Origin of the sequence: Pseudomonas sp. QD4 (assembly GCF_049199125.1) — a bacterium.
In the GTDB taxonomy this organism is placed as follows: Bacteria; Pseudomonadota; Gammaproteobacteria; order Pseudomonadales; family Pseudomonadaceae; genus Aquipseudomonas.
Genome location: NZ_JBLZOM010000009.1, coordinates 1 through 24,578, shown reverse-complemented (window position 1 = coordinate 24,578; position 24,578 = coordinate 1). Strand labels below are relative to the sequence as shown.

The window sequence follows — 24,578 nt, the reverse complement described above, 5'->3', positions numbered from 1 at the left end:
TGCGGCACTGGGTCACTGGTCGTTTTTGAACCTCATTTGCCGATGCTGGTCTAGTCTTTCGCGTCTGGACCCCATAACCCAAGGAGTGTGCACCATGAGTATTTTTAGCTTTGTGAAAGAAGCAGGCGAAAAGCTTATTGATCTGTTGACGCCGGGTAACGCCAATGCGAGCGAGCAGTTGAAGGAACACATTGCCAAGGTCGGCCTGGGCAATCCGAATGTGCAGGCCAGCGTCGACGGCGACAAGGTCACGGTGACCGGTGAGGTCGCGAGCCAGGAAGAGAAAGAAAAAATCCTGCTGGCCGTGGGCAATATCGCCGGCGTCGGCAGTGTCGACGACCAGATCACCGTAACCGGGCCGGTGGCGGTGGCGGCGGTGTTTGTCACCGTGAAGAAGGGCGACACCCTGAGTGCGATTGCCAAGGTGCAGTACGGCGACGCGAACAAGTACAACAAGATCTTTGAGGCCAACAAGCCGCTGCTGTCCCATCCGGACAAGATCTATCCGGGTCAGGTACTGCGAATTCCCGAGTGATGGTGGGTGCCTGACAGGGCCAGCGCAGTCTGGGGTAGCGGCTACAGTGTCTCGCCGCTGATGCAGGTTGCGCTGGTCCTGACATCCACCACCTGATTCCGGGCCTTTCTACAGTCCCTCGATCAAGTCTCGATAATCTCCCACCGCCGCGAATTCCGCGGTGTCTTTCGGCCCTTTGCGGCTGTCCGGTTCACGCACCGCCAACAGATGAGCCACACCGAAATCCCGCGCGCTGCGCAGGATCGGCAGGGTGTCGTCGATAAACAGGCTGCGGCTCGGGTCAAACCCGATATCGGCCTGCAAGGCATCCCAGAACTGCGGGTTTTCCTTGGCGAAACCGTAGTCATGGGAACTGATCAGGCGTTCGAAGTAAGGCGCCAGTTCGATCCGCTCCAGCTTCAACGACAGCGAGTCGCGGTGGGCGTTGGTGATCAGTACCACACGTTTGCCGGCCTGTTTGATGGCGGCCAGGAAGGTGTCGGCGTCAGGACGCAGGGCGATCAGGTGCGCGGTTTCCAGCTTCAGTTCGCGCACCGGCAGCTTCAGTTCGGCGCTCCAGAAGTCCAGGCAGTACCACTTCAACTGGCCGGCGTTGTTCTCGAACAGGGGCTGCAGCTCCATCTCGGCCATGGCCCGGCTGACTCCGTGCAGCTCGGCGTAGCGCTGAGGCAGGTGCTCCATCCAGAAGTGGTTGTCGTAATGCAGATCGAGCAGGGTGCCGTCCATATCCAGCAGAACGGTGTCGATATCGCGCCAGGGCAGTGAAGGCATGGGAAACGTCTCGAGCGGTAGAAAGATATCCGACACAAACTATCGGGAAAGCCGCGTTATAGTAGCGCGTTCACGCCAAGGAGCCCTTCATGCGCCAGAAACCCACTGTACTCGCCCGCGAGATCGTCGCCACCAGCCGTCTGTTTTGTGTCGAAGAAGTGCAGTTGCGCTTTTCCAATGGCGTGGAACGCACCTATGAACGCCTGGTGGGCAAAGGCGCCGGTTATGGCGCGGTGATGATCGTGGCGATGCTCGACGCCGAGCACGCGGTACTGGTGGAAGAATACTGCGGCGGTACCGACGCCTATGAACTGTCGTTGCCCAAGGGCCTGATCGAGCCGGGCGAGGATGTGCTGGCCGCGGCCGAGCGGGAACTCAAGGAGGAAGCCGGGTATGGCGCACGGCAGTTGGAGCACCTGACCGAGTTGTCCTTATCGCCCGGTTACATGAGCCAGAAGATCCAGGTGGTGCTGGCCACCGACCTCTACGAAGAAAGCCTGGAAGGCGACGAGCCCGAGCCGATGGGCGTGGACAAGATCAACCTGCGTGAACTCTCTGGCCTGGCCCAGAACCCCAACTTCACCGAAGGCCGTGCCTTGGCGGCGCTGTACCTGGCCCGTGACCTGCTGACCCAGCGCGGAGTGTTTCCAGCATGAGTCAGGCGTCGATGACCTTTCCCCACCCGTTGCTGGCTCCGGTGATCGAGTTGGCCTTGCAGGCTGGCGAGGCAATCCTGCCGTTCTGGCGCGCCGATGTGGCGGTGACGCAAAAAACCGACGACTCACCGGTGACCGCCGCGGATCTGGCTGCGCACCATCTGATCCTGGCCGGCCTGACCGCGCTGGACCCGAGCATTCCGGTATTGTCCGAAGAGGACGCGAACATTCCGCAGGCGGTGCGCGCCGGCTGGCAGCGCTGGTGGCTGGTTGACCCGCTGGATGGCACCAAGGAATTCATTTCCGGCAGCGAAGAGTTCACCGTCAACATCGCCCTCATCGAACAGGGTCGCGTGGTGTTTGGCGTGGTCACGATGCCGACCAACGGTCGCAGCTACTGCGGCGGTGCCGGCCTGGGCGCCTGGCGCGCCGACCGTGGCCAGGCGCCGGTGCCGATCCAGGTGCGCGAAGCGCCGAGTGCCGGCCAGGCCTTCACCGTGGTCGCCAGCCGGCGTCATTCCAGCCCGGAGCAGGAGCGCCTGCTGGCCGGGCTCAGCGCCAGCCTGGGCGAACTGCAACTGGCGAATATCGGCAGCTCGCTGAAATTCTGCCTGCTGGCCGAAGGCGCCGCCGATTGTTACCCCCGACTGGCCCCGACCTCGCAATGGGACACTGCCGCCGCCCAGGGCGTGCTTGAGGGTGCCGGTGGTGAAGTGCTGGACTTGAGTGGCGCACCGTTCTGCTACCCGGCGCGTGAATCGCTGCTCAACGAGTTTTTCCTGGCGTTGCCGGCCAAGGCGACCTGGCGCCAGAAGCTGCTGGAGTTGGCGCGTAGCTGATGGTCGCCGTTGCGGCGCTCAGCGGTGCAGCACGTACTGCCCGGTAAAGCGCACCGCGTCGACATCGCTTCCCTCATTGACGATCCGCGTCTCCAGGCTCAGCCGCGCCCGCCCGTGACGTTCATAGGTGCGCAGGAATTTCGTCCACTGCGCATCGCTGGGCGCGGTGCAGATAGCCGTGGCGTCGCGGGTCACGGGCAGCGGATAACTGATCTGGCCTTCCTGGATCACGATGTGCCCGTCCTCGATCCCTTCTTCCTTGAGCCGCAGGTGCAACCAGCCCCAGCCCACCAGCACCGCACCGCAATACAGGCTGCCGCCGAACATGGTGCTCTTGTGGTTGACGTTGGCCGCCAGCGGCAGTGACAGGCGCAGTTGCCGCGTCTGCCAGTCGAGCACCTTGAGCCCCATGTCCCGGGTGAGCGGGATGTCGTGATGGAGCACGGATTCCAGGTAACGACTGTCGCTGTTCATGCAGGGGCCCTCTGGCTTGAAAGGTGGGAAGGGGTGGACGCTGCTCAATCGAGCTCGTCGCTGCCGGTGCTGGCGCCACTGTCGGCGAAGCTCAGGCCGTGTTTGCGCAGCTTGTCGTGCAGGGTCTTGCGCGGGATGCCCAAGGCCTCGGCCAAGCTGCGCACCGAGCTGTGAGCGCGGCTCATTTCGGCGGCGATCAGGCTCTTTTCGAAGTTCTCCACCTGCTCGCTCAACCCGCCCTCGACCAGGGTCGGGGCCGGCTGCGCACTGCCGTCCGGGGCGCTGTTGTCCAGGGCCAGTTCCAGGCCCAGGGCAAAGCGTTCGGCGGCGTTCTGCAGTTCGCGCACGTTGCCCGGCCAGGTGTGGCGCAGCAGCAACGCCCGTTGCCCGGGTTGCAGCTCATGAAGTGGCAGGCCGTGGCGGGTGCTGGCTTCGTCGGCGAAATGCTGGAACAGCATCAGCGCATCTTCGCCCCGCTCGCGCAGCGGCGGAATGCGCAGCGGCGCGACGTTGAGCCGGTAGTACAGGTCGGCGCGAAAGCGCCCCTGATCGGCGGCCTGGCGCAAGTCTTCCTTGGTCGCGGCGATGATCCGGATGTCCAGCGGGATCAGCTGATTGCCCCCCAGGCGCTCCACCACCCGCTCCTGCAACATGCGCAGCAGCTTGACCTGTACATCCAGGCTCATGCTTTCGATTTCATCGAGAAACAGCGTGCCGCCATTGGCGAACTCGAACTTGCCGATGCGGCGCTTTTGCGCACCGGTGAAGGCCCCGGGTTCGTGGCCGAACAGTTCGCTTTCCACCACCGATTCCGCCAGGGCCCCGGCATTGATCGCCACGAACGGGCCGTTGCGCCGGTTCGACAGGTCGTGCAGTGCTCGCGCCACCACCTCCTTGCCCGCTCCGGTTTCGCCGAGGATCAGCACGTCGGCCCGGGTCGCCGCCAAGGCACCGATCTGTTCGCGCAGGCGCAGCATCGGCGCCGAGTGCCCGACCAGGCGCGTGCTCAGTTGCTGGCGATCACTCAGGGCCAGGCGCAGGCTGCGGTTGTCCAGCACCAGCCGGCGCAAGGCCAGGGCGCGGCGCACGCTGTCGAGCAAGGCATCGCTGGCGAATGGTTTTTCCAGGAAGTCATAGGCCCCGGCGCGCATGGCCTGCACTGCCAGCGGCACATCGCCGTGACCGGTAATCAGCAGCACCGGCAGCTCCGGGTCCTGGCCATGGAGTTCGGCCAGCAGCTCCAGGCCATCCATGCCCGGCATGCGGATGTCGCTGACCACCACGCCCGGCCAGTCGCGCTCCAGGCGCGCGGCCAGCCCGCGGGCCTCGGCCAGCGGCAGGATCTGCAGCCCGGCCAGGTCCAGGGTCTGGCTCAAGGCCTGGCGCAGATGGGGATCGTCGTCGATCAACACCACCTGCACCTGGTGGTCGATGGGGGTACTCATACACTGCGGTCCTCGGACGGTTGCAGGCTCACACCCGGTGCGCCGGCGCGCAGTCGCAGGGTGATCAGGGCGCCGCCTTCGCGGTGGTTGGCGAACGACAGCTCACCGCCAAAGGCGCGCATCAGGGTGTCACAGATCGCCAGGCCCAGGCCAAGGCCCTGGGTCCGGGTCTTGGTGGTGTAGAACGGCTCGCCGGCGCGGCCCAGGGCTTCCATGCAAAAGCCCGGGCCATTGTCGCGAATGTACAGATTGACGCCGCTCTCGGTGGATTCGGCACTCAACCACAATTTGCGCGGCGGGCCTTTTTCGGTCAGGGCATCGAGGGCATTGGCCAGCAGGTTGCCCAGTACCTGGCGCAGGCGGGTCTCCCCGGCTTCGACCCACAGCGTGGCGGCCGGCAGGTCGCGAATCAGCTCGACCTCCATCGCTCTGCGGCGCTTGGCCAGCAAGGCCAGGGCATCGTCCAGCGCCGGTTGCAGGGCCACGCTTTCCGGTGCATGGCGGTCGCGGCGGGCAAAGGCTCGCAGGTGGGCGATGATCGAGGCCATGCGCCCGGTCAGCTCGCTGATCAACTTCAGGTTGCCGCGGGCGTCTTCGGTGCGCTGGTGATCGAGCAGCACCTCGGCGTTTTCCGCGTAGCTGCGGATCGCCGCCAGGGGTTGATTGAGCTCGTGGCTGATGCTCGCCGACATGGTACCCAGGGCCGAGAGCTTGCCGGCCTGGACCAGGTCGTCCTGGGCCCGCACCAATTCCTGCTGCGCGGTTTCCCGCTCCAGCACTTCCTGCTTGAGCCGGCGGTTGAGGCCTTCCAGGTCACTGGTGCGCTCGGCTACGCGCATTTCCAGCTCGCGGCGCGCCTTGGCCTCGAAGGCAATGCGCTCCAGGTAGTGGCGGCGGCGCTGCATCATCAGGCCCAGCAGCAGCATCAACACCAGCAGCGCAGCACCGCCCACCGCCACCACCGTGCGCACCGGGCGCGCCACCAGGGTCTGCGGAGCGAGGAGGCTCACGCTCCAGCCGGTTTCATCGATCTGCACGGTCTGGGTCAGCCAGGCATTGGCGTTGAGCTTCAGGGGCCTGGGTTCGCGAGTCGGGTAGGGCTGGATGGCGCTGATCGCCTGGCGCTCCGCATCGCTCAGGGGCCGGGTGGCACGGAAGCGCCACTCGGGGCGCGAGGTCAGGATCACCACACCGTTGTGGTCGGTCACCAGCAGTTGTTCCGGGGTTTTGCCCCACAGGCTTTCGGTGTGGTCGAGATCGACCTTGATCACCAGCACGCCGATGATCCGCTCGCCGTCGTGCACCGCTGCGGCGAAGAAGTAACCGCGCTTGGCCGAGGTGGTCCCAAGGCCGAAGAAACGCCCGAGACGCCCGGCCATGGCTTCGCTGAAATACGGACGGAAGGAAAAATTGCGCCCGACAAAGCTGTCGTGCTTGTCCCAGTTGGAGGCGGCCAGGGTCTTGCCGTTGGTGTCCATCAGGTACATGACTTCGGCGCCGGTCTGGGCACTGATGTTTTTCAGCAGGCGGTTGGCATTGCCTTGGGTGACGCCATCATCCGGGGCATCGAGCACCGAGCGCAGGGCGGGCAGGTCGCCCAGGATCTGCGGCAGCACTTCGTAGCGATGCAGGGTGCCGAGCAGGTTGGCCACGTACAGATCGAGGGTCTGGCGGTTCTGTCCTACCAATTCACTGCGGTAATAGCGCTCGGCCAAATGCTCCAGCGGCCACAGCAGCGGCGCCAGGCACAGGGCCAGCAACGCCAGGCTGCGCCAACGGGGTCTGCGGGGGAGGGGTGGAGTCATGAGGGTCGGCGCCTGTGGATACAGGCGCATTATGCCTAGCCCAGCTCGGCAAGACACTCGTGCAATGCAGCTTGCCAGTCAGGCTGGTTCACGCCCCATTCGCGTTCCAGGCGGCTGCAGTCCATGCGCGAGTTCAGCGGCCGTGGTGCCGGAGTCGGGTAGTCGCTGGAGGGAATCGCCTCCAGTGCGGCGCAGGCCTTGCCTTGGTCCCGAAGGTGCGCGGCGATCGCCTCGGCAAAGCCGAACCACGAGGTGTGGCCTGCAGCGCTCAGGTGATAAGTGCCCCAGGCACCCGCTGTCCCGGCCTGCCAGCGCTCGATCAGCAGGCGGGTGCTGTGGGCGATGGTTCCGGCCCAGGTTGGCGCACCGATCTGATCGGCGACCACCCGCAGCAGGGGTTTTTCCTGCAACAGGCGCTGCATGGTCAGCAGGAAGTTCTTGCCGTGGCTGGAGTAGACCCAACTTGTGCGCAGGATCAGGTGTTGGCCGCCGACTGCGCCGATCGCGCGCTCCCCGGCCAGTTTGCTCTGGCCGTAGACCCCAAGCGGATTGGGCACGTCGTCCTCGGTATAGGGCGTGGCCTTGCTGCCATCGAACACATAATCGGTGGAGTAGTGAATCAACGGGATGCCCAGGGCCCGGGCCTCTTCGGCGAAGATGCCGGGTGCCGTGGCGTTGATGGCAAAGGCCAGCTCGGGTTCGCTTTGCGCCTGGTCCACCGCGGTGTGGGCGGCAGCGTTGATGATCAGCTGCGGGGCGATGGCCTGGACCTGGCGGCGGATCTGCTCCGGGTGCGCCAGGTCGAGCTGGTCGCGACCGAGTACGATCAGCTCGCCCAAGCCCTTGAGGCGCTGCTGCAGCTCGCGGGACACCTGGCCATGCTGGCCGCTGATAAGGATCTTCATGGGCGTGCTCATGGAAACAGGTCGGCCTCGTTCAGGCGCTTGCCGGCCTGATCCTTGGCCGAGAGGGTCGGCGTGCCCGTGAGTTGCCAGTCGATGGCCAGGTCCGGGTCATCCCAGCGAATGCAGCGCTCGGCGGACGGGGTGTAGTAATCGGTGGTCTTGTAGAGGAACTCGGCGAAGTCGCTGAGGACGACGAAGCCGTGGGCGAAGCCTTCGGGTACCCATAGCTGGCGATTATTCTTGGCAGATAGCAGCACGCTGGCCCATTGGCCGAAGTTAGGAGAACTGCGGCGGACATCCACCGCAATATCAAGTACCTCGCCTGCAGTAACGCGTACCAACTTTCCTTGTGCGTGCTCGATTTGATAGTGCAGACCACGCAAAACGCCTTTCGCGGAGCGAGAGTGATTATCCTGCACAAATTGCTGTTTGATCCCGGTTGCTTGTTCAAAGGCCCTGGCATTGAAGCTTTCGTAAAAAAAACCACGCTCGTCGCCAAAGACCTTGGGTTCAATGATCATTACTCCCGTCAAAGCAGAGGGAATCACGTTCATTGTTCTTCTCCGGCAAGGGTAAAGAGGTATTGGCCGTAGCCGGTCTTGCCGAAGTAACTCGCCCGCTCCAGCAACTGCGCACGATTGATCCAGCCATTCTCGTAGGCGATCTCTTCAAGGCAGGCAACTTTTAGGCCCTGGCGGTGCTCGATGGTCTGCACGTACTGCGATGCCTCAAGCAAACTGTCGTGAGTACCAGTATCGAGCCAGGCAAAACCACGGCCGAAACGCTCAACCTGCAGGTCGCCGCGCTTTAGGTAGGCATTGTTGACGTCGGTGATCTCCAGTTCGCCCCGGGGCGAAGGCTTGACCGCCTTGGCGATCTCGATCACATCGTTGTCGTAGAAATACAGCCCGGTGACCGCGTAGCTGGATTTCGGCTTTTGCGGTTTTTCTTCGATCGACAAGGCACGGCCTTCGCTGTCGAAGTCGATCACTCCGAAGCGCTCCGGATCCTTGACCCAGTAGCCGAAAACCGTGGCACCACCGGGGCGCTTGGCCGCGCTTTTTAGCTGCTCGCCGAAATGCTGGCCGTGGAAGATGTTGTCACCCAAGATCAGGCACACCGGGTCCTTGCCAATAAACGCTTCGCCAATCAGAAAGGCCTGGGCCAGGCCGTCCGGCGAAGGCTGCTCGGCGTAGCTGAAGCGCACCCCGAACTGGCTGCCATCGCCCAGCAGGTTGCGGTATTGCGGCAGGTCCTGGGGGGTGGAGATCAGCAGGATGTCCTTGATCCCCGCGAGCATCAGCACCGAGATCGGGTAGTAGATCATCGGCTTGTCGTAGACCGGCAGCAGTTGCTTCGACACACCGAGGGTGATCGGGTGCAGGCGCGTGCCCGAACCGCCTGCTAGAATAATTCCCTTCATCATGCAATCAGATCCTTGGTGTCGGTGAAGCCCAATCGTTGGCCCTGGTAGCTGCCGTCCTGGACGTGCTGGCACCATTCGAGGTTTGCCAGGTACCACTGCACAGTCTTGCGCAGGCCGCTGGCGAAGGTTTCCTCGGGAGCCCAACCCAGCTCGCGTTCGATCTTGCTGGCGTCGATGGCGTAGCGCAGGTCGTGTCCGGGGCGGTCTTGGACGAAGGTGATGAGGTCGGCGAACTGCTTGACCCCGGCTGGTTTGTGCGGCGCCAGCTCTTCGAGCAGGGCGCAGATGCCGCGCACCACGTCGATGTTGGTCTGTTCGTTATGGCCGCCGATGTTGTAGGTCTCGCCGACCACACCTTGGGTCACCACTTCGAACAGGGCGCGGGCGTGGTCTTCGACAAACAGCCAGTCGCGCACTTGCAGGCCGTTGCCGTACACCGGCAGCGGCTTGCCCGCGAGGGCATTGAGGATCACCAGTGGAATCAGCTTTTCCGGGAAGTGGAACGGGCCGTAGTTGTTCGAGCAATTGGTGATCAGCACCGGCAGGCCGTAGGTGCGCTGCCAGGCGCGGACCAAGTGGTCGGACGCAGCCTTGCTGGCGGAGTAGGGCGAGCTGGGGGCATAGGGCGTGGTTTCGGTGAACAGGTCATCGACCCCATGCAGGTCGCCGTAGACCTCATCGGTGGAGATATGGTGAAAACGAAAGGTGCTTTTCTCCGCCACCGGCAGGCCCTGCCAATAGGCGCGGCTGGCTTCCAGCAGGCTGTAGGTGCCGACGATATTGGTCTGAATAAAATCCGACGGACCGTCAATGGAGCGGTCGACGTGGGATTCAGCAGCCAGGTGCATGATGGCATGGGGCTGGAAGCGTGCCAGGACGGCACTGACGGTGGCCTGGTCGATGATGTCGGCCTTGACGAATTCGTAGCGGCTGTTGCTGGCAACACTGTGCAGCGACTCGAGATTGCCGGCGTAGGTCAGTTTGTCCAGGTTGAGCACTTCGTGTTCGGTGTGCTCGATCAAGTGGCGGACCAGCGCCGACCCAATAAAACCGGCTCCGCCGGTAACGAGAATGCGCATGTTGGGTAGCCTGTTTCCTTAAGTCGGTCGTTGATGCAAACGGATGCCGCATAGCTTGTCGGCATAGCCCCGGCAGTGCAAGGGGCAGGGAGTGGTCCTATTCAATGTCTGCAAGCTTTTGCAGACAAATACCAACCCATAGTGGCGCTTGGCTTGTTCACTGGCTGTCACACCTGGGGGGTTGCGTAACGTCGGGCGCGGTGGCGATATAAGCGCCTGATAATAATTGCCTGGGGTCGTTGTATGTTGCTCGCCACGTTGATTCACCGTGCCAGCCTGCCAAGTCCGCAGATTAGCGCGCAGCAGGCGCTGGAGTTGTTGGAAACCCACTACGGGCTGCGCGGCACGGTGCAGTCCCTGGGCAGCCAGCAGGACCTCAACTTTCGCGTCGACACCGATCAGGGTCGGTATGTCCTAAAGATTTGCCATGGCGACTACGCCGCCCTGGAGTTGCAGGCCCAGCACGCCGGGCTGCAGCATCTGGGCCAGCATCCCGAGTGGCGAGTGCCGCGGGTGATCCCGTCCAACAGCGGTGCCGACCTGCTTTCGCTGGAAATATCCGGACAAACGGTACATGTGCGCCTGCTCGATTTCATCGAAGGCCACTCCCTGACCCACCTGGATTACCTGGGGCCACAACTGATGGCTGGCTTTGGCCGGTTGTGCGGGCAGATGGACCTGGCCCTGGCCGATTTCCAGCATCCGGGCCTTGAGCGCACCTTGCAGTGGGACGCGCGCCACGCCAGCACCCTGATCAGCCATCTGCTGCCGGTGATTGCCGATGCGCACCAGCGCGGGTTGATTGCAGAGGCTGCCGAGCAGGCTGAGCGTCGCTTGCAGCCGCTGCTCGACGAACTTCCGGTGCAGGCGATCCATATGGACATTACCGATGACAACGTGGTCTGGCAGCGTGATTCGCAACGGCACTGGCAATTACAGGGCGTCATCGATTTTGGCGACCTGATCCGCACCTGGCGCATCACCGACCTTTCGGTCGCCTGCGCCGCCCTGCTGCACCATGCTGAAGGCGATCCGTTGCGCATCCTGCCGGCAGTTCGGGCCTATCACGCGGTCAACCCGTTGCAGCATGCCGAGTTGCGGGCGCTGTGGCCGCTGATCGTGGCGCGCGCGGCGGTGTTGGTGCTCAGTGGTGAGCAGCAGGTCAGCATCGACCCGGGTAATGCATACAGCCGCGCCAACCTGAGCCATGAATGGGAGATTTTCCGGGTCGCCACGGCCGTGCCCTTCGAGTTGATGGAGGCGGCGATTCTGACAGCGGTTGGCCAGTCCCTGCCGAGCATTGCCAGTGAGGGTTTTGCGCCCCTGTTGCCGAGCCTGGTGGGACGGGAGTTCGCCCTGATCGACCTGGGGGTGCTCAGCCCGCATTTTGAAGCCGGCAACTGGGAACAGCCCGGCATCGATCAGCGGCTGCTGGAAGAGGCGGCCGCCACCCATGGCCTGGCCGCCAGCCGCTATGGCCAGTACCGCTTATCCCGGACCCGCCCTGACAGCGCCGTAGAGCCGGATACCTGCCCGCTGCATGTGCAGTTGCAAGTGCCCAGCGGCACCCCGGTCGAAGCACCTTTTGCCGGTGTACTCAAGGTGGCCGCCGACGGCAGCCTGCGCCTCGACAGCGGGCAATTGAGTGTGCACCTGTGGGGTGTCAGGCCGTCTCTGGACTCGGGTGCGGCGCTGCTCAAGGGGCAGGTGCTGGGGGAGGTGACCCAGGGCTTGCAGGTACAGTTGTGCCGTGGCCTGGAGCTTGACCCGCCGCTGTTTTGCACGCCGGCCCGAGCGGCGGCCTGGCAGGCGTTGTGCCCGTCGCCGGCGGCGCTGCTGGGGCTGGCCTGCGATGCCGAGCCGGAGCTTGACTCCCAACTGCTGCTGGCACGGCGCGATGCCAGTTTTGCCCGCTCGCAAAAACACTATTACGTAGACCCGCCGCGTATCGAGCGCGGCTGGCGCAACCATCTGATCGATATGCAGGGCCGTTCCTACCTCGACATGCTCAACAACGTGGCGGTGCTGGGCCATGGCCACCCGCGCATGGCCGCTGAAGCGAGCCGCCAGTGGTCGTTGCTCAACACCAATTCGCGCTTTCACTACGCCGCGTTGGCGGAGTTTTCCGAACGCCTGCTGGCCCTGGCGCCGGACTCCATGGACCGGGTATTTCTGGTCAACAGCGGCACAGAGGCCAACGACCTGGCGATTCGCCTGGCCTGGGCCTACAGCGGCGGGCGCGACATGCTAAGCGTGCTTGAGGCCTATCACGGGTGGTCGGTGGCGGCGGACGCGGTGTCGACCTCGATCGCCGATAATCCCAAGGCCCTGAGCAGCCGACCGGACTGGGTGCACCCGGTCACCGCGCCCAATACCTACCGTGGCGAGTTCCGCGGTCAGGACAGCGCGCCGGACTACGTGCGTAGTGTCGAGCACAACCTGGTCAAGCTGGCCGCGCAACAACGGCAGTTGGCCGGTTTTATCTGCGAGCCGGTGTACGGCAATGCCGGCGGGATTTCCCTGCCGCCGGGTTATCTGCAGCAGGTCTATGGCCTGGTGCGGGCCCAGGGCGGTGTGTGCATTGCCGATGAGGTGCAGGTCGGCTACGGCCGCATGGGCTCCTTCTTCTGGGGCTTTGAAGAGCAGGGCGTGGTGCCGGACATCATCACCATGGCCAAGGGCATGGGCAACGGCCAGCCACTGGGGGCGGTGATCACCCGGCGCGAAATTGCCGAAGCGCTGGAGGCTGAGGGCTATTTCTTCTCGTCCTCGGGCGGCAGCCCGGTGAGCTGCCGGATCGGCATGGCGGTGTTGGATGTGATGGAGCAAGAACAGCTCTGGGAAAACGCCCAGGTGGTCGGCGGCCATTTCAAGCAACGCTTGCTGGCGCTGATGGATATTCATCCGTTGGTGGGGGCGGTGCATGGTTCCGGCTTCTATCTGGGGGTGGAGCTGGTGCGCGACCGCGAGACCCTGGAGCCGGCTACCGAAGAAACCACCCTGCTGTGTGAACGCCTACGGGAGTTGGGCATCTTCATGCAGCCCACCGGTGACTACCTGAATATTCTCAAGATCAAGCCACCGATGGTCACCACTCGCCAAAGCGTGGATTTCTTTGTCGACATGCTATCCAAGGTGCTGGGCGAGGGGCTGTGAATAGGTAAACTTTAATCGATTGTTATCGGCTTTAGATGCGTGTTTTTCAATTTTATGAATTTATATCGCTTTTAAAGTCGATTTTTATCGGATATAAAGTCGGCGTTGCTGAAACGCCCGCGTGTTCGCACGTCGCCCTTTTCTGTCACGGGCCACTGTCACCATTGGCCCAACGCCCGCCAGCCCAGGAGATGCTCCATGAGTCGTATCGTTACCGTCGCCGCTACCCAGATGGCTTGTTCCTGGGATCTGGAAGCCAATATCGAGACCGCTGAAAAGCTGGTCCGCGAGGCCGCAGGCCAAGGCGCGCAGATCATCCTGATCCAGGAGCTGTTCGAGACCCCGTACTTCTGCCAGAAGCCGAATCCGGACTACCTGCAGTTGGCGACGACGGTTGAAGAAAACGTCGCGATCAAGCATTTCCAGAAGGTCGCCAGGGAGCTGCAAGTGGTGTTGCCCATCAGCTTCTTCGAGCTGGCCGGGCGGGCGCGGTTCAACAGCATCGCGATCATCGACGCCGATGGCAGCAACCTCGGGATTTATCGGAAAAGCCATATTCCGGATGGTCCCGGCTACCACGAAAAGTATTACTTCAACCCGGGCGATACCGGTTTCAAGGTATGGAACACACGCTACGCAAAAATCGGCGTCGGTATCTGCTGGGACCAGTGGTTCCCGGAATGCGCGCGGAGCATGGCGCTGCAAGGGGCGGAAATCCTGTTCTACCCCACCGCCATCGGCAGCGAGCCCCATGACCAGAGCATTTCGTCCCGCGATCATTGGCAGCGCGTGCAGCAAGGCCATGCAGGTGCCAACCTGATGCCGCTGATCGCCAGCAACCGCATCGGCAACGAAGAGCAGGACGGCTACGACATTACCTTCTACGGCTCGTCGTTTATCGCCAATCAATTCGGCGAGAAGGTCCAGGAACTGAACCAGACCGAAGAAGGGGTACTGGTTCAGAGTTTTGACCTCGATCAGCTGGAACACATTCGCAGCGCCTGGGGTTCGTTTCGTGACCGTCGTCCGAACCTGTATGGTGCGATCAAAACACTCGACGGTTCCCTGGAGTCCTAAGCACCATGAGCACTTTGCACAGCACGCCTCGCGCCGACGGCTTTTACATGCCCGCCGAATGGGCAGCGCAGACCCAGACCTGGATGATCTGGCCCGAGCGCCCGGACAACTGGCGCCTGGGCGGTAAGCCGGCGCAGGCCGCGCATGCGGCGGTGGCCCGGGCCATCGCCCGTTTTGAACCGGTGACCGTGGCGGTATCGGCCGGCCAATATGAAAACGCCCGGGCGCGCCTCGACGTCCCCAATATCCGCCTGGTGGAAATGTCCAGCGATGACGCCTGGGTCCGTGATACCGGCCCGACCTTTGTCATCAACAACAGCGGCGAAGTCCGCGGCGTGCACTGGGGGTTCAACTCCTGGGGCGGTTTCGACGGCGGCCTGTATTCGCCGTGGAACCGTGACGAGCAGGTCGCGAGCAAGGTCCTGGAAATCGAACGCTGCCAGCGCTACCGCACTGAAGGTTTTGTGCTCGAAGGCGGCTCGATCCACGTCGATGGCGAAGGCACGGTCATCACCACCGAAGAATGCCTGCTCAACCGCAATCGCAACCCGCATCTGAAGCGCGATGAGATCGAAGCGCTGCTGGGCGAGCACCTGGCGGTGGACAAGGTCATCTGGCTGCCGGATGGCCTGTTCAACGATGAAACCGACGGTCATGTGGATAACTTCTGCTGCTACGTGCGCCCGGGCGAAGTGTTGCTGGCCTGGACCGATGATCCCGAGGACCCGAACTACCCGCGCTGCCAGGCGGCGATGAAAGTGCTGGAAAACACCCGCGATGCCAAGGGCCGCACCTTCAAGGTGCATAAAATGCCGATCCCGGGACCGCTCTATGCGACCCAGGAAGAGTGCGACGGCGTCGATGCCGTGGAAGGAACCCAGGAGCGCAACCCGTCGGTGCGTCTGGCCGGCTCTTATGTGAACTTCCTGATCGTCAATGGCGGCATCATTGCCCCAAGTTTTGACGATCCCCTGGATGACCAGGCCCGGGAGATCCTCCAGGGGCTGTTCCCGCAGCATGAAGTGGTGATGGTGCCGGGGCGCGAACTGTTACTGGGGGGCGGCAATATCCATTGCCTTACCCAACAGCAGCCTGCACCGCACAAAGGTTGAGTGGGGTTGTAACAGCCCATGTCACCTGAGTACGGGATGGGATGATGAATTTAATCCTGTACTGAGCAGCAAGCCCGCAGCCCTTATGGACTGCGGGCTTTTTTGTATCCGCCAACCCACATTGCCGGCACATTGGCACAGCTCTTGTATCAGTTCAGAGGTGATTCTGAGACCGGTAGAACTGCGATGTTCTGTCATAAACCTTGGATAAGTTAGCCGCTCACGAACCAGGAGAGAGCGCTGGAATGAATATGATCAGCGAGCGGGCATCGCATCCCTTGGCAATGAATAACGAATCGCTTCAGGCTCTGGCCCTGTGGTTGAAATCCAATGGAACGCGCCAGATCAGAGAGCCTGATCCGCGCCGGATGATCACCGAGCGCTACCCTGCCGGCTTGCTCAGCGAGGCAGAACTGCAAGCGTTGTGGGATGTAATGGAAGGATAGTCAGCAACGGATTGATAAAAGCGCTGCCGGGATGGCAGCGCTTTTTTTTGCACGGACTTTATAGCGGGGGTTCAGCGTCTTCCGTGGGGGGCTTCAGAAGCTGTAGGTGCCGGTGACCACCAGGCTGCGTGGGTCGCCGAACTGGATCTGCCCGGCACTGGTGGCCGTGGAGTAGTAAGTGCGGTCGCTGATGTTGTTCAGCGAGGCCCGCAGGTTCCAGTCTTTCTGCCGGAAGCCGGCCAGGGCATCCCAACGGCCATAACCGGGCAGCACCACGGTATTGAGGTTGTCGGCGTAGCGATCGCCGACCAGGGTCAGGCCGGTTTCGGCGTACCAGCCCGCTTCCGGTTTCCAAGTGATGAACAGACTGCCGTTGCGCTTGGCGACGTTGTTGACCCGGTTGCCTTCGTCGCCGTTGTTGCTCTTGACCACGGTCGCGTCCTGCAAGCCGATGCCGCCCCGCAGCGACCAGTTGCCGACGATCTTGCCGCTGGCGGTCAGCTCCACGCCACGTGAGCGTTGCAGGCCGGTGAGCAGGATGATGTTCGGATTGTCGACGCTCCGACTGCGGCGGTTGTACAGCTCCAGTTCATAGACCGCGAGGGTGGTGCTGAAACGGTCGTCGAGCCAGTCGCTCTTGACCCCGACTTCCTTCTGCCGGGTGCGCTCGGGGCTCAGGTCATTGGTGTTGCCGTTGGCGTTGGGGGTAATGCCGATCAAGCCGCCGCCCACCGGAGAAAAGCTCTTGCTCCACGAGGCATAGAACGAGTGGTGCTCCAGAGGCGTCCAGACCACCCCCAGGCGCGGGCTGGTGCTGTGGCTGTCGCGGTCGTCCTTGCGGTGGGTGACCTGGTTGTCGGTCTCGATGCTGAAGTTGTCGTAACGCAGGCCGGCGAGCAGTTGCCATTGATCATTCAGGCGCAACTGATCCTGCACATAGACGGCGCGGCTTTCGACTTCGCTCCGGTTGTGGGTGGAAATCACCATTTTCCCGGTGTGCCGCAGGTCGCGGTTCGGGTTGAACGGGTCCAGTGCCGGTACGGCCTGGCCGCCAGCGCCGACTGCGGCCGCGGTGTACAGCTTGGGGTCGCGGGTCTGATTGCCCAGCTCAACGCCGGTCAGCAAGCGGTGCTCGAGACCGAAGGTGTCGAAGGTGCCTTCCAGCTCGGTGTTGTTGTAAAGGTTGCGAGTATTGAGGTCCTGCTGCCAGCGCTGGCGGGTCACGGTCCTGTTGGCAGGGTTATAGGTGGTGACGTAGGTGTTGTCGAAATCGCTGTCGAGCTTGAACACCCCCAGGGTGTTGCGCAGCTGCCAGTTGTCGCTGAGCTCGTAGCTGAGCTTGGAACGCAGGGATTGGGATTTGTCGTTGATGTAGTCGCGCTTGTCACCGTAGGTGGTATCGCGGCTGACATCGGCCGGGCGCCCGTTGATACCGGGAATCCCGCGGTCCGGCGTACGGTCATAACGGCTGTATTCGTATTGCACCAGCCAGTTCAGGTCCGGGGTCAGTTGCCAGCTCATCGACGGTGCGAACAGCTGGCGGTTGCCGCTGACGCCATCGCGGAAACTGTTTCTATCCTCGTTGCCCATGTTCAGGCGCAGGCTGATGTTCTCCGACGGATCGCTGCTGAGGTCGGCGTAGAGGCTGCGCAAATCCTCGCTGCCGCCCCTGAGCTCGACACTGGAGCGACGGCCGAACTGTGGCAGTTTGCTTACGCGGTTGATGATCCCGCCCTGGCTGCCGCGGCCGTAAAGCACGGCCGCAGGGCCCTTGAGCACCTCGATGCGCTCGATGTTGTGCAGGTCGCGCACGTACTGGCTGTCGTCGCGTATACCGTCGAGGTAGAAGTCGTTGCTGGCGTCGAAACCGCGGATGCGCACGCTGTCGAAACGCGTATCGGCGCTGTTGCTGACGTTGGGGATGCCGCTCAGCGCCGTGCCCAGGTCATTGATCCCGTAATCCATGACGTTGGCGGTCTTGATCGAGTCGATGGCCTGGGGCACGTAGCGCAATGGCGTGGCAGTGCGAGTCGCGGTGCTGCTTTCCCTGACCCGGGGATCGTCTTCATCGGCATTGGCTTCGGCGTTGATGGCGGTGACCGGCAGGGTGGTGGCGGCATAGCTGAACCCGGAAGTCAGCAGGGCGCACAGGCCGATGGAAACTGGCGTGAGGCGAGGGTGGGCAGGCATTTAAAGCGCATCCGAAGGGTGGGTGAGTCGAGGGTGCGAATGGTAATGCTTGCTATTTGCTTTCGTTAATTATTCCTGGAAAGTTCCCTTGGGTTTATGTTTCAAATTGTGTCTTTGTCGTAAGGGGCTGGATACACGGGGCGGGAGGACCCATTCGACCGATTGGCGAAACAGACTGAATGCCATTCCGGGGTTTTTCCGTGGCGGGCCTGGGCATAGGCTGCGGCATCGGTTTTTTTCAATCTTTTGCTGGAGCCCGTCATGTCTGCCGCGACCCTTCATTACATCTACGACCCTCTTTGCGGCTGGTGCTACGGCGCCAAGCCTCTGGTGCAGGCTGCACAGGCGTTAGTGCCGGTGGTGCTCCATGGCGGCGGCATGATGACCGGCCATAACCGCCAGGCCGTCTCGCCACAGTTGCGCGACTACGTGATGCCCCACGACCGGCGCATTGCCGAGTACACCGGGCAGCCGTTTGGCGAGGCGTATTTTGAAGGCCTGCTGCGCGATCATTCGGCGGTCTTCGATTCGGCGCCGCCCATTGCCGCGGTGCTTGCTGCACAGGCGTTGAGCGGGCAGGGCCTGGCGCTGCTCGGGCGATTGCAGACGGCGCACTACCTTGAAGGCCGGCGCATCGCCGACAAGGATGTACTGCAGGAGCTTGCACAAGAGCTGGGGCTGGACGCCGACAGCTTCGACGCGGCGTTCGAGTTGGCCAGCGCGCAGCAGGTAACAGACCACATCAAGGACAGCCGTGCGTTGCTGGCCCAGGTCGGTGGCCAAGGGTTCCCGACCCTGGTGCTGGAGCTGGGTGGCCAGCGGCGGCTGCTGGATATCGGCCCCTGGCTGGGCAAGCCCGAAGCGTTCGCCACCTGGCTCAAGGCAGCGCTGATCGGCGAATCCGCTGTACCCTCTTCCAGCGCCCCGGTCTGTGGCCTGGACGGTTGCACCCCTTGAATGTTCTTCCCCCTGTCGCGGAGTCACCCATGGATAACCTTGCGCTGATCAAAAGCACCTATGAAGGTGCCAATTCCCAGGAAAACGCGAAGAACACCGCCGCCGCCCTGGCCCCCGATGCTCGCTGGACCGAAGCGGCGGGTTTTCCCTATGCCGGCACCTATGTGGGTTTCGAGGCCATTGTCGAGAACGTTTTCAAGCGTCTGGCCACCGAATGGGAGGGGTTCGCCTTCAAGGTCGAGAACTATGTGGCCCAAGGCGACCAGGTGGTTGCCTACGGTAATTACACCGGCGTCTACAAGGCCACCGGCTTGCCGATAAACGTCCGCGTGGTCCATTTATGGACCCTGAAAGACGGCAAGGTCAGCCACTTCGAGCAGTTCGTCGACAGCCACCCGGTGCAGTTGGCGATGCAAGGGGCTGCTGCTCCTTGATGACGGGCCGCACATCCGTCGCTGCCTGTCACTCAAGCGCAATGGCCCCTGTGCAAATGAATTCTTAGAAGATTTTTGCCTATTTCCAGAAGATTCTCGAAATTGACACACTGTTCTGGGCGCGGATAGGATTCGCCCCAACGCCTGTGGCCAAGAGCCATAACTTCTTAAAATAATAAAGGCCCGCCACGTTTTCTCGTGGGGCGGGCCTTTTTATTTTCGGGTCGCAAAAGAGCGCTAAGACGCCATCCGGACCGGGTTCCACAGCGCGTAATCAACCCGTAATAAGGAAAATAAAAGAATGTTGAAACAACGGATCTGCCTGATTGCACTGGGGATTTTGGGCGCTACTCAAGCCATGGCTAACGACCAGGCTGAGTCCAAGGGCTTTGTTGAAGACGCCAGCCTGAAAGTGCTGCTGCGTAACGCTTATATCAATCGCGACAAGAAAGACGGTAATCACGATCAGCGCGAGTGGGGCCAAGCGGCTATCGGTACCTTCTCTTCCGGTTTCACCCAGGGCACGGTCGGTGTGGGCGTTGACGCCTTCGGCCTGTACGGCCTGCGTCTGGACCGTGGTAGCCACGCTGGCGGCGCCGGCATCGACTTCTTCAAGCAAAGCGAAAACGGCAACAAGACGCCGGCTGGCGACCTGGCCAAGGCCGGTGGTGCAGTCAAGTTCCGTGTTTCCAACACCACCCTGGCGTACGGCGACCAGATGCCTGAGCTGCCGGTCCTGAACTACGACAGTTCGCGCCTGCTGCCGGAAAGCTACACCGGTACCCTGATCACTTCCAAAGAGATCAAGGGCCTGGTGCTGAACGCCGGTCGTTTCACCGCTGAGTCGCGCAAGAGCGCCGAAGGCCGTGACAGCGGTGGTCTGAAGTCGATCAACGTTTTGGGCGGTGCCTATCAGTTCACCGAACAGTTCAAGGGCGCGCTGTACGCTTCCGACGTCGAAGACGTGCTGAAGAAGCAATACGTGAACCTGAACTACGTGTTCCCGTTGGCCACCTCCCAGTCCCTGACCCTGGACTTCAACGGCTACCGCACCGAGCTGGACAAGTCCTACGCGCAGAAGACCAACGCTGGCGGCGAAGACAACAAGATCTGGAGCCTGGCCGCTGTCTACGCCGTGGGTCCTCACTCGTTCACCCTGGCCCACCAGCGCAGCACCGGTGACAGCAACCTGGGCTACGCCTATGGCGGCTACCAGAAGCAGCAAGGTCGTGTCGGTGACGGTGGTAACACTATCTACCTGGCCAACTCCTACTGGTCCGACTTCAACGCTGAAGACGAGCGCAGCTGGCAGCTGGGCTACGGCCTGGACTTCGGTACGTTCGGCGTGCCTGGCCTGAGCTACAACCTGGCCTACGTGCGTGGTGACAACATCACTTCGACCAACAGCGCTGGCGCGACCACCACTGGTGGTACCGAGCGTGAAATCTTCAACCAGGTCAAGTACGTGGTGCAGAGCGGCCCGGCCAAAGACCTGAGCGTGAAGGTTCGTAGCTCGATCCTGCGCGTGGCGCAGAAGTCCAGCGGCTACAACGACAGCGGCAACGAACTGCGTGTGTTCGTCGACTACCCGATCAACGTGTTCTGATTCTGGCGCACACGGGTAACGCAAAAGGCCTCACAGCGATGTGAGGCCTTTTTTTTGCCTGGGGAATGCCCCCCGGCCTTATGGCTGCTCGGCAAAGGTTTGTAGATAGGCCAGCAGGTTGTCGATTTTTTCTGCATCGCTCAGCCCCCAGAAGATCATCCGCGTGCCGGGCACCACGGCCTTGGGGTCTTCGAGATAGGCCACCAGTTTGTCGCGGGTCCAGACCACGCCGGAGTTCTTCATGGCCTCCGAATACTGGTAGTCGCTGGCACTGCCCGCCGGGCGCCCGATGATGCCGTTGAGCTGGGGCCCAAAAGAGCTGCGTACCGAAGGCCCGATAGTGTGGCAGCCGCCGCAGATCCGCTTGAACAGCTTGCCGCCGGCCTCGGCATCGCCTTGCGCGTGGGCGGGACTGCCGAGCAGGGCCAGGGTGAACAGTAGGGCCAGGGCTGCGGTTTTCTTCATGGGGGACTCCAGATCGGCAACGGCTTGCGGCAAAAACGCGCGGCTATTTCAGCATGAAAAACCCGTGGCCGGGGTTCGCAGATCAAAGGTCCGGCGCGTGGGGCTTGAGGGATAGGGATTGGCGCCGATCCGAAACTGCTCATAAACTGCCGCGCGACAGTGGTTGGCGGGCAGATTGCCGCGTTCGGTCGAGCGTCGGCGTTATCGGTTTTTTCAAGGAGGAGGCAGCGATGGCTCAGGCACGGGTGATTGGTACGTCGATAGCGGCCATCCAGGCGGCAGAGAGCGAGCTGGGGCGGCGTTTGCCCGAGTCTTTTACGCAATGGCTGCTGGTCAATAACGGTCGCTCGCTAGGTGCGCTGACGGTGTTTCCGGTGTTTGATGCGCGGGATCCGCGCAAGACCTGGGACTCCATCGTTCGGCAGTACCAGGAGGGCTGGCTGGTATGGCTGGACAACGTGGCCGATACCGCGAGCGACTTCTCGGCATTGCTGCCGTTTGCCGAGTTCGGCACCGGGGATTACTACTGTTTCGACTACGCCGTGGCAGGCGCTGGCGGCGAGCCGGTGGTGGTCCTGTGGTCCCACGAAAGCGGCGTGACCCAGCCGGTGGCGGACAGCTTCATGGCGTTTATGCAGCTGTCCGAGCACCGTGTGAGAGGGGTTTGATGATGATCGACACGTCGCCGCAGGACGTGTTTGAAACCGCAGACGGCGAGGTGCGGGTGGTGCTTGAGCAAGGCTCGTCCATTCATCTCAAGGCGGCCAGCGCCTACAACGATCCTGTCGAGCTTACGGCCACACAGGCCCTGGAAATTGCCGATATCCTCCGTCACTTCGCCAGTCGCCTGGGCGCTTGAACAGGCCAACGGATCTCCCCATGAACATGCCCACACAGCTCCAGGCCTATGCCGCGGCCCAGGCCCTGGTCGACGCCCTTGATCGGCGCGACACCGACACCCTTCAGCAGGGCTTCTGCATCAGCGACGCCGTCCTGGAAGAGGTTTACCTAGCCTTGGATGACTCATTCGATCCGGGCGCCCGCTTGTCTCTCGCGCCTGTTGCCCTGGCCTTCGCCGAGCGCGGAGGGCAACGGCGGTTTATCGACCTCTATCAACAGAACGACCAGGCCGTGGCCCTGGACTGCGTGCTGTTCGCCGATGGCCAGCCCAGCGAGACGGCAGTGTATCTGGCGCTGCACCAGGTCGATGGCCGGTGGTTGGCGCACTACAAGTACATCGGTCACTAAGGCCCCCGGGTAGCGGGCGCGTGGGGTGACGGGAAGCGTTCGGTTTAAAGCAATTGCGCTGAGTTCGTATGCAAATCGCCGCACTTGTTGCGTACAAAGGTAGTTGTCGTACAACTGCTTGAGCTATCATGAGCCTTCATCCGTAAACCTGGATACACGCTCTTAATGGACCACCAGAACGTCCAACCCACCGTCCGCCGAAAGCACCGCAGCCTGGCCCAGGAACTGGTCACCGAGCTGTCGCGGCGCATTCGTGAAGGTGAGATCGAGCGCGGGGCGAAGCTGCCCACCGAGTCTCAGGTCATGGACGAGCATAAGGTCAGCCGCACCGTGGTCCGCGAGGCCATTTCCCGGTTGCAGGCCGCGGGCCTGGTGGAAACCCGCCACGGTATCGGCACCTTTGTCCGCGATATCCCCAGCCCCAGCGGCTTTTGTATCGACCCCGAGACCATCGTCACCCTGCATGACGTGCTGGCGGTGCTCGAGTTGCGCATCAGCCTGGAAGTGGAGGCGGCAGGCCTGGCCTGTGTGCGGCGTACCGATGAGCAATTGCGCCTGATGCGCGACTCCCTCGATGCCCTGAACTCCCCGGCGGTCAGTGTCGATTACGCGGTGGCGGCGGACTTTCAGTTTCACCAGCAGATCGCCCTGGCTACGGGCAATCGCTACTTCACCGACATCATGTTGCACATGGGGGTCAGCATCATTCCCCGGACCCGCCTGCACTCCAAGCGCCTGGTGAATGATGCCAAGGAGCCCTACCTGGAGCGTTTGAGCCGCGAGCACGAAGACATCTATCAGGCGATTGCCCGACGTGATGCCGACGCCGCACGTGCCGCGATGCGCCTGCACCTGTCCAACAGTCGCGAGCGCATGCGCAAGGCGTACGAAGCCTTTGAAGCGGCGGCCGCGCTGACTTCCTGAGCGCCGCCGCCAAGGCCTTTCAGCCGAGGTTGTTCAACTGCGCGCCTGGGGCTCGGGCAAGCCTTTGACCCCGGGGTTCAAGGCGAACACGCCACCGGCCAGCGGCTGGTCGCCAAGGTCGATGCCCTGGGGGCGAATCGAGGTCACAAACAAAGTGTCGAGCCCGGCGCCGCCAAAGGCGCACATGGTCGGTTTCTTCACCGGCAGCGGCAGCGATCGGTCCAGCTTGCCCTCGGGGGTGAAGCGCAGCACCAGGCCGGCATCGATGGCGCAGATCCAGTAGCACCCCTCGGCATCGACCGCCGCGCCGTCCGGCCGGCCGGGGTGGGCGTTCATGTCGACGAAGCTGCGCCGGTTGTGGGGGGTGCCACTGTCGATGTCGTAGTCGAAGGCCCAGATCTGCTGCACCGTGGGGTGCGAGTCCGACAGGTACAGGGTCTTGCCGTCCGGGCTGAAGGCCAGTCCATTGCCCACCAGCAGGCCGTCCAGTTGTGCGCTCAGTGGCTCGACCAGGCCCGGGGTTTGCCCGTCGTAACGGTACAGCGCCCCCACCGGGTCGGTGCCCATAGCGGGTTGCATGGTGCTGGACCAGAAACGCCCCTGGCGGTCGCAGCGCCCGTCGTTGAAACGCATGTTGGCCCGAGCGTGCTCAACCCCGGCGCGTTTTTCGGCGTGCAGGCGGCCGTCGGCCTGGGGCGTGAGTTGGAAGATGCCGCTTTCCTGGGCCCCGAGCCAGTGGCCCTGGGGGCTGCGGACGATGCAGGCGAGCATCTCGTCGGCCTGCCAGGATTCGGTCTTGCCGTCCGCCTGCCAGCGATGCAGGCGGCCCGCAGGGATATCGACCCAATACAAGGCATTTTCCTGCACGTGCCAGACCGGGCTTTCGCCGGTGGCATTGCGGGCATCGACGATGAGTTCGGCGTTCATACCGTGGGCTCCAGAAGGTAGGGGGCGGCGGCGCCCCGGGCCCCCCCCCCACGGAAAAGGGCAGAAAAAAAAGCCCCACCCCCCCGCCTCCGGAAAACACC

The 24,578-nt window shown here is 62.6% G+C and carries 25 protein-coding genes; 14 read left to right on the top strand and 11 right to left on the bottom strand.

Translation table 11 applies throughout. The features are described from left to right. The first annotated feature begins 94 nt into the window (after positions 1-94). On the top strand, positions 95-535 hold the full coding sequence (gene lysM / locus ACOZJV_RS31500; protein ID WP_020299829.1) for a peptidoglycan-binding protein LysM: 441 nt from the start codon (positions 95-97) through the stop codon (positions 533-535). 108 nt (positions 536-643) lie between these two features. Here lysM and yrfG read toward each other — a convergent pair whose 3' ends face one another. Continuing rightward, a complete protein-coding gene (yrfG, locus tag ACOZJV_RS31495) occupies positions 644-1,306 on the bottom strand; it encodes a GMP/IMP nucleotidase (protein WP_020299830.1) in 663 nt (220 codons plus the stop codon). 89 nt (positions 1,307-1,395) lie between these two features. Here yrfG and nudE point away from each other — a divergent pair, with 89 nt between their 5' ends. Continuing rightward, entirely contained in the window at positions 1,396-1,962 is a 567-nt protein-coding gene (gene nudE, locus ACOZJV_RS31490; protein ID WP_020299831.1) for an ADP compounds hydrolase NudE, read from the top strand. An 11-nt stretch (positions 1,963-1,973) separates the two neighbouring features. Then, the gene (gene cysQ / locus ACOZJV_RS31485) at positions 1,974-2,801 is read left to right on the top strand and encodes a 3'(2'),5'-bisphosphate nucleotidase CysQ (protein ID WP_421549379.1); all 828 of its coding nucleotides are present in this window, start codon (positions 1,974-1,976) and stop codon (positions 2,799-2,801) included. Positions 2,802-2,819: 18 nt separating this feature from the next. Here cysQ and ACOZJV_RS31480 read toward each other — a convergent pair whose 3' ends face one another. From ACOZJV_RS31480 to rfbB, 7 genes are read right to left on the bottom strand one after another with little or no spacing between them, the layout of a single operon-like run. Continuing rightward, positions 2,820-3,275 carry a thioesterase domain-containing protein gene (locus tag ACOZJV_RS31480; protein WP_421549313.1) on the bottom strand — a complete coding sequence of 152 codons (456 nt, stop codon included), beginning with the start codon at positions 3,273-3,275 and terminating at the stop codon, positions 2,820-2,822. 44 nt (positions 3,276-3,319) lie between these two features. Further along, positions 3,320-4,720, bottom strand: coding sequence for a sigma-54-dependent transcriptional regulator (locus ACOZJV_RS31475; RefSeq protein WP_020299834.1), 1,401 nt, complete (start codon positions 4,718-4,720; stop codon positions 3,320-3,322). Continuing rightward, positions 4,717-6,525 (bottom strand): sensor histidine kinase, encoded by a 1,809-nt coding sequence (locus ACOZJV_RS31470; RefSeq protein ID WP_421549312.1) that lies wholly within the window; start codon positions 6,523-6,525, stop codon positions 4,717-4,719. The genes ACOZJV_RS31475 and ACOZJV_RS31470 overlap by 4 nt, the downstream gene beginning before the upstream one ends. Positions 6,526-6,560: 35 nt before the next feature. Further along, positions 6,561-7,442: a dTDP-4-dehydrorhamnose reductase gene (gene rfbD / locus ACOZJV_RS31465; RefSeq protein WP_421549311.1), complete on the bottom strand. Its 882-nt coding sequence runs from the start codon at positions 7,440-7,442 to the stop codon at positions 6,561-6,563. Continuing rightward, on the bottom strand, positions 7,439-7,984 hold the full coding sequence (gene rfbC, locus ACOZJV_RS31460) for a dTDP-4-dehydrorhamnose 3,5-epimerase (protein WP_421549310.1): 546 nt from the start codon (positions 7,982-7,984) through the stop codon (positions 7,439-7,441). Before rfbC ends, rfbD begins: the two co-directional genes overlap by 4 nt. Further along, a complete protein-coding gene (gene rfbA / locus ACOZJV_RS31455) occupies positions 7,981-8,856 on the bottom strand; it encodes a glucose-1-phosphate thymidylyltransferase RfbA (RefSeq protein ID WP_421549309.1) in 876 nt (291 codons plus the stop codon). The genes rfbC and rfbA overlap by 4 nt, the downstream gene beginning before the upstream one ends. After that, on the bottom strand, positions 8,853-9,935 hold the full coding sequence (gene rfbB / locus ACOZJV_RS31450; protein ID WP_421549308.1) for a dTDP-glucose 4,6-dehydratase: 1,083 nt from the start codon (positions 9,933-9,935) through the stop codon (positions 8,853-8,855). Before rfbB ends, rfbA begins: the two co-directional genes overlap by 4 nt. Positions 9,936-10,178: 243 nt before the next feature. On the opposite strand from rfbB, the gene ACOZJV_RS31445 reads away from it, so the two are divergent. The 4 genes from ACOZJV_RS31445 (at position 10,179) to ACOZJV_RS31430 (ending at position 15,726) form a co-directional block, all read left to right on the top strand. Continuing rightward, complete coding sequence (locus tag ACOZJV_RS31445; protein ID WP_421549307.1) at positions 10,179-13,091, top strand: aminotransferase; 2,913 nt, start codon at positions 10,179-10,181, stop codon at positions 13,089-13,091. A gap of 198 nt (positions 13,092-13,289) precedes the next feature. Then, a complete protein-coding gene (gene aguB / locus ACOZJV_RS31440; RefSeq protein ID WP_421549306.1) occupies positions 13,290-14,168 on the top strand; it encodes an N-carbamoylputrescine amidase in 879 nt (292 codons plus the stop codon). A 5-nt stretch (positions 14,169-14,173) separates the two neighbouring features. Further along, a complete protein-coding gene (gene aguA / locus ACOZJV_RS31435) occupies positions 14,174-15,280 on the top strand; it encodes an agmatine deiminase (protein WP_421549305.1) in 1,107 nt (368 codons plus the stop codon). 245 nt (positions 15,281-15,525) lie between these two features. Further along, positions 15,526-15,726, top strand: coding sequence for a hypothetical protein (locus tag ACOZJV_RS31430; protein ID WP_020299843.1), 201 nt, complete (start codon positions 15,526-15,528; stop codon positions 15,724-15,726). A 93-nt stretch (positions 15,727-15,819) separates the two neighbouring features. Here ACOZJV_RS31430 and ACOZJV_RS31425 read toward each other — a convergent pair whose 3' ends face one another. Next, positions 15,820-17,916, bottom strand: coding sequence for a TonB-dependent receptor (locus tag ACOZJV_RS31425; protein WP_421549304.1), 2,097 nt, complete (start codon positions 17,914-17,916; stop codon positions 15,820-15,822). Positions 17,917-18,177: 261 nt separating this feature from the next. On the opposite strand from ACOZJV_RS31425, the gene ACOZJV_RS31420 reads away from it, so the two are divergent. The 3 genes from ACOZJV_RS31420 (at position 18,178) to ACOZJV_RS31410 (ending at position 20,913) form a co-directional block, all read left to right on the top strand. Continuing rightward, positions 18,178-18,873, top strand: coding sequence for a DsbA family protein (locus ACOZJV_RS31420; protein WP_421549303.1), 696 nt, complete (start codon positions 18,178-18,180; stop codon positions 18,871-18,873). A 29-nt stretch (positions 18,874-18,902) separates the two neighbouring features. Next, positions 18,903-19,307, top strand: a complete 405-nt coding sequence (locus ACOZJV_RS31415) for a nuclear transport factor 2 family protein (protein ID WP_201128992.1) — start codon at positions 18,903-18,905, stop codon at positions 19,305-19,307. A gap of 301 nt (positions 19,308-19,608) precedes the next feature. Continuing rightward, a complete protein-coding gene (locus tag ACOZJV_RS31410) occupies positions 19,609-20,913 on the top strand; it encodes an OprD family porin (RefSeq protein WP_078469312.1) in 1,305 nt (434 codons plus the stop codon). Positions 20,914-20,991: 78 nt separating this feature from the next. Here the strand turns inward: ACOZJV_RS31410 and ACOZJV_RS31405 are convergent, their stop codons facing one another. Next, positions 20,992-21,378, bottom strand: coding sequence for a c-type cytochrome (locus ACOZJV_RS31405; protein ID WP_201128994.1), 387 nt, complete (start codon positions 21,376-21,378; stop codon positions 20,992-20,994). A 230-nt stretch (positions 21,379-21,608) separates the two neighbouring features. Here ACOZJV_RS31405 and ACOZJV_RS31400 point away from each other — a divergent pair, with 230 nt between their 5' ends. The 4 genes from ACOZJV_RS31400 (at position 21,609) to ACOZJV_RS31385 (ending at position 23,550) form a co-directional block, all read left to right on the top strand. Continuing rightward, positions 21,609-22,046: an SMI1/KNR4 family protein gene (locus ACOZJV_RS31400; protein WP_421549302.1), complete on the top strand. Its 438-nt coding sequence runs from the start codon at positions 21,609-21,611 to the stop codon at positions 22,044-22,046. A 2-nt stretch (positions 22,047-22,048) separates the two neighbouring features. Beyond that, positions 22,049-22,237 (top strand): hypothetical protein, encoded by a 189-nt coding sequence (locus ACOZJV_RS31395; RefSeq protein ID WP_078469686.1) that lies wholly within the window; start codon positions 22,049-22,051, stop codon positions 22,235-22,237. A gap of 20 nt (positions 22,238-22,257) precedes the next feature. Then, entirely contained in the window at positions 22,258-22,626 is a 369-nt protein-coding gene (locus tag ACOZJV_RS31390) for a hypothetical protein (RefSeq protein WP_421549301.1), read from the top strand. Between the two features lie 165 nt (positions 22,627-22,791). Beyond that, the gene (locus tag ACOZJV_RS31385) at positions 22,792-23,550 is read left to right on the top strand and encodes a FadR/GntR family transcriptional regulator (RefSeq protein ID WP_020299852.1); all 759 of its coding nucleotides are present in this window, start codon (positions 22,792-22,794) and stop codon (positions 23,548-23,550) included. A 33-nt stretch (positions 23,551-23,583) separates the two neighbouring features. Here the strand turns inward: ACOZJV_RS31385 and ACOZJV_RS31380 are convergent, their stop codons facing one another. Then, positions 23,584-24,477, bottom strand: a complete 894-nt coding sequence (locus ACOZJV_RS31380; protein ID WP_078469317.1) for an SMP-30/gluconolactonase/LRE family protein — start codon at positions 24,475-24,477, stop codon at positions 23,584-23,586. Positions 24,478-24,578 lie beyond the last annotated feature (101 nt).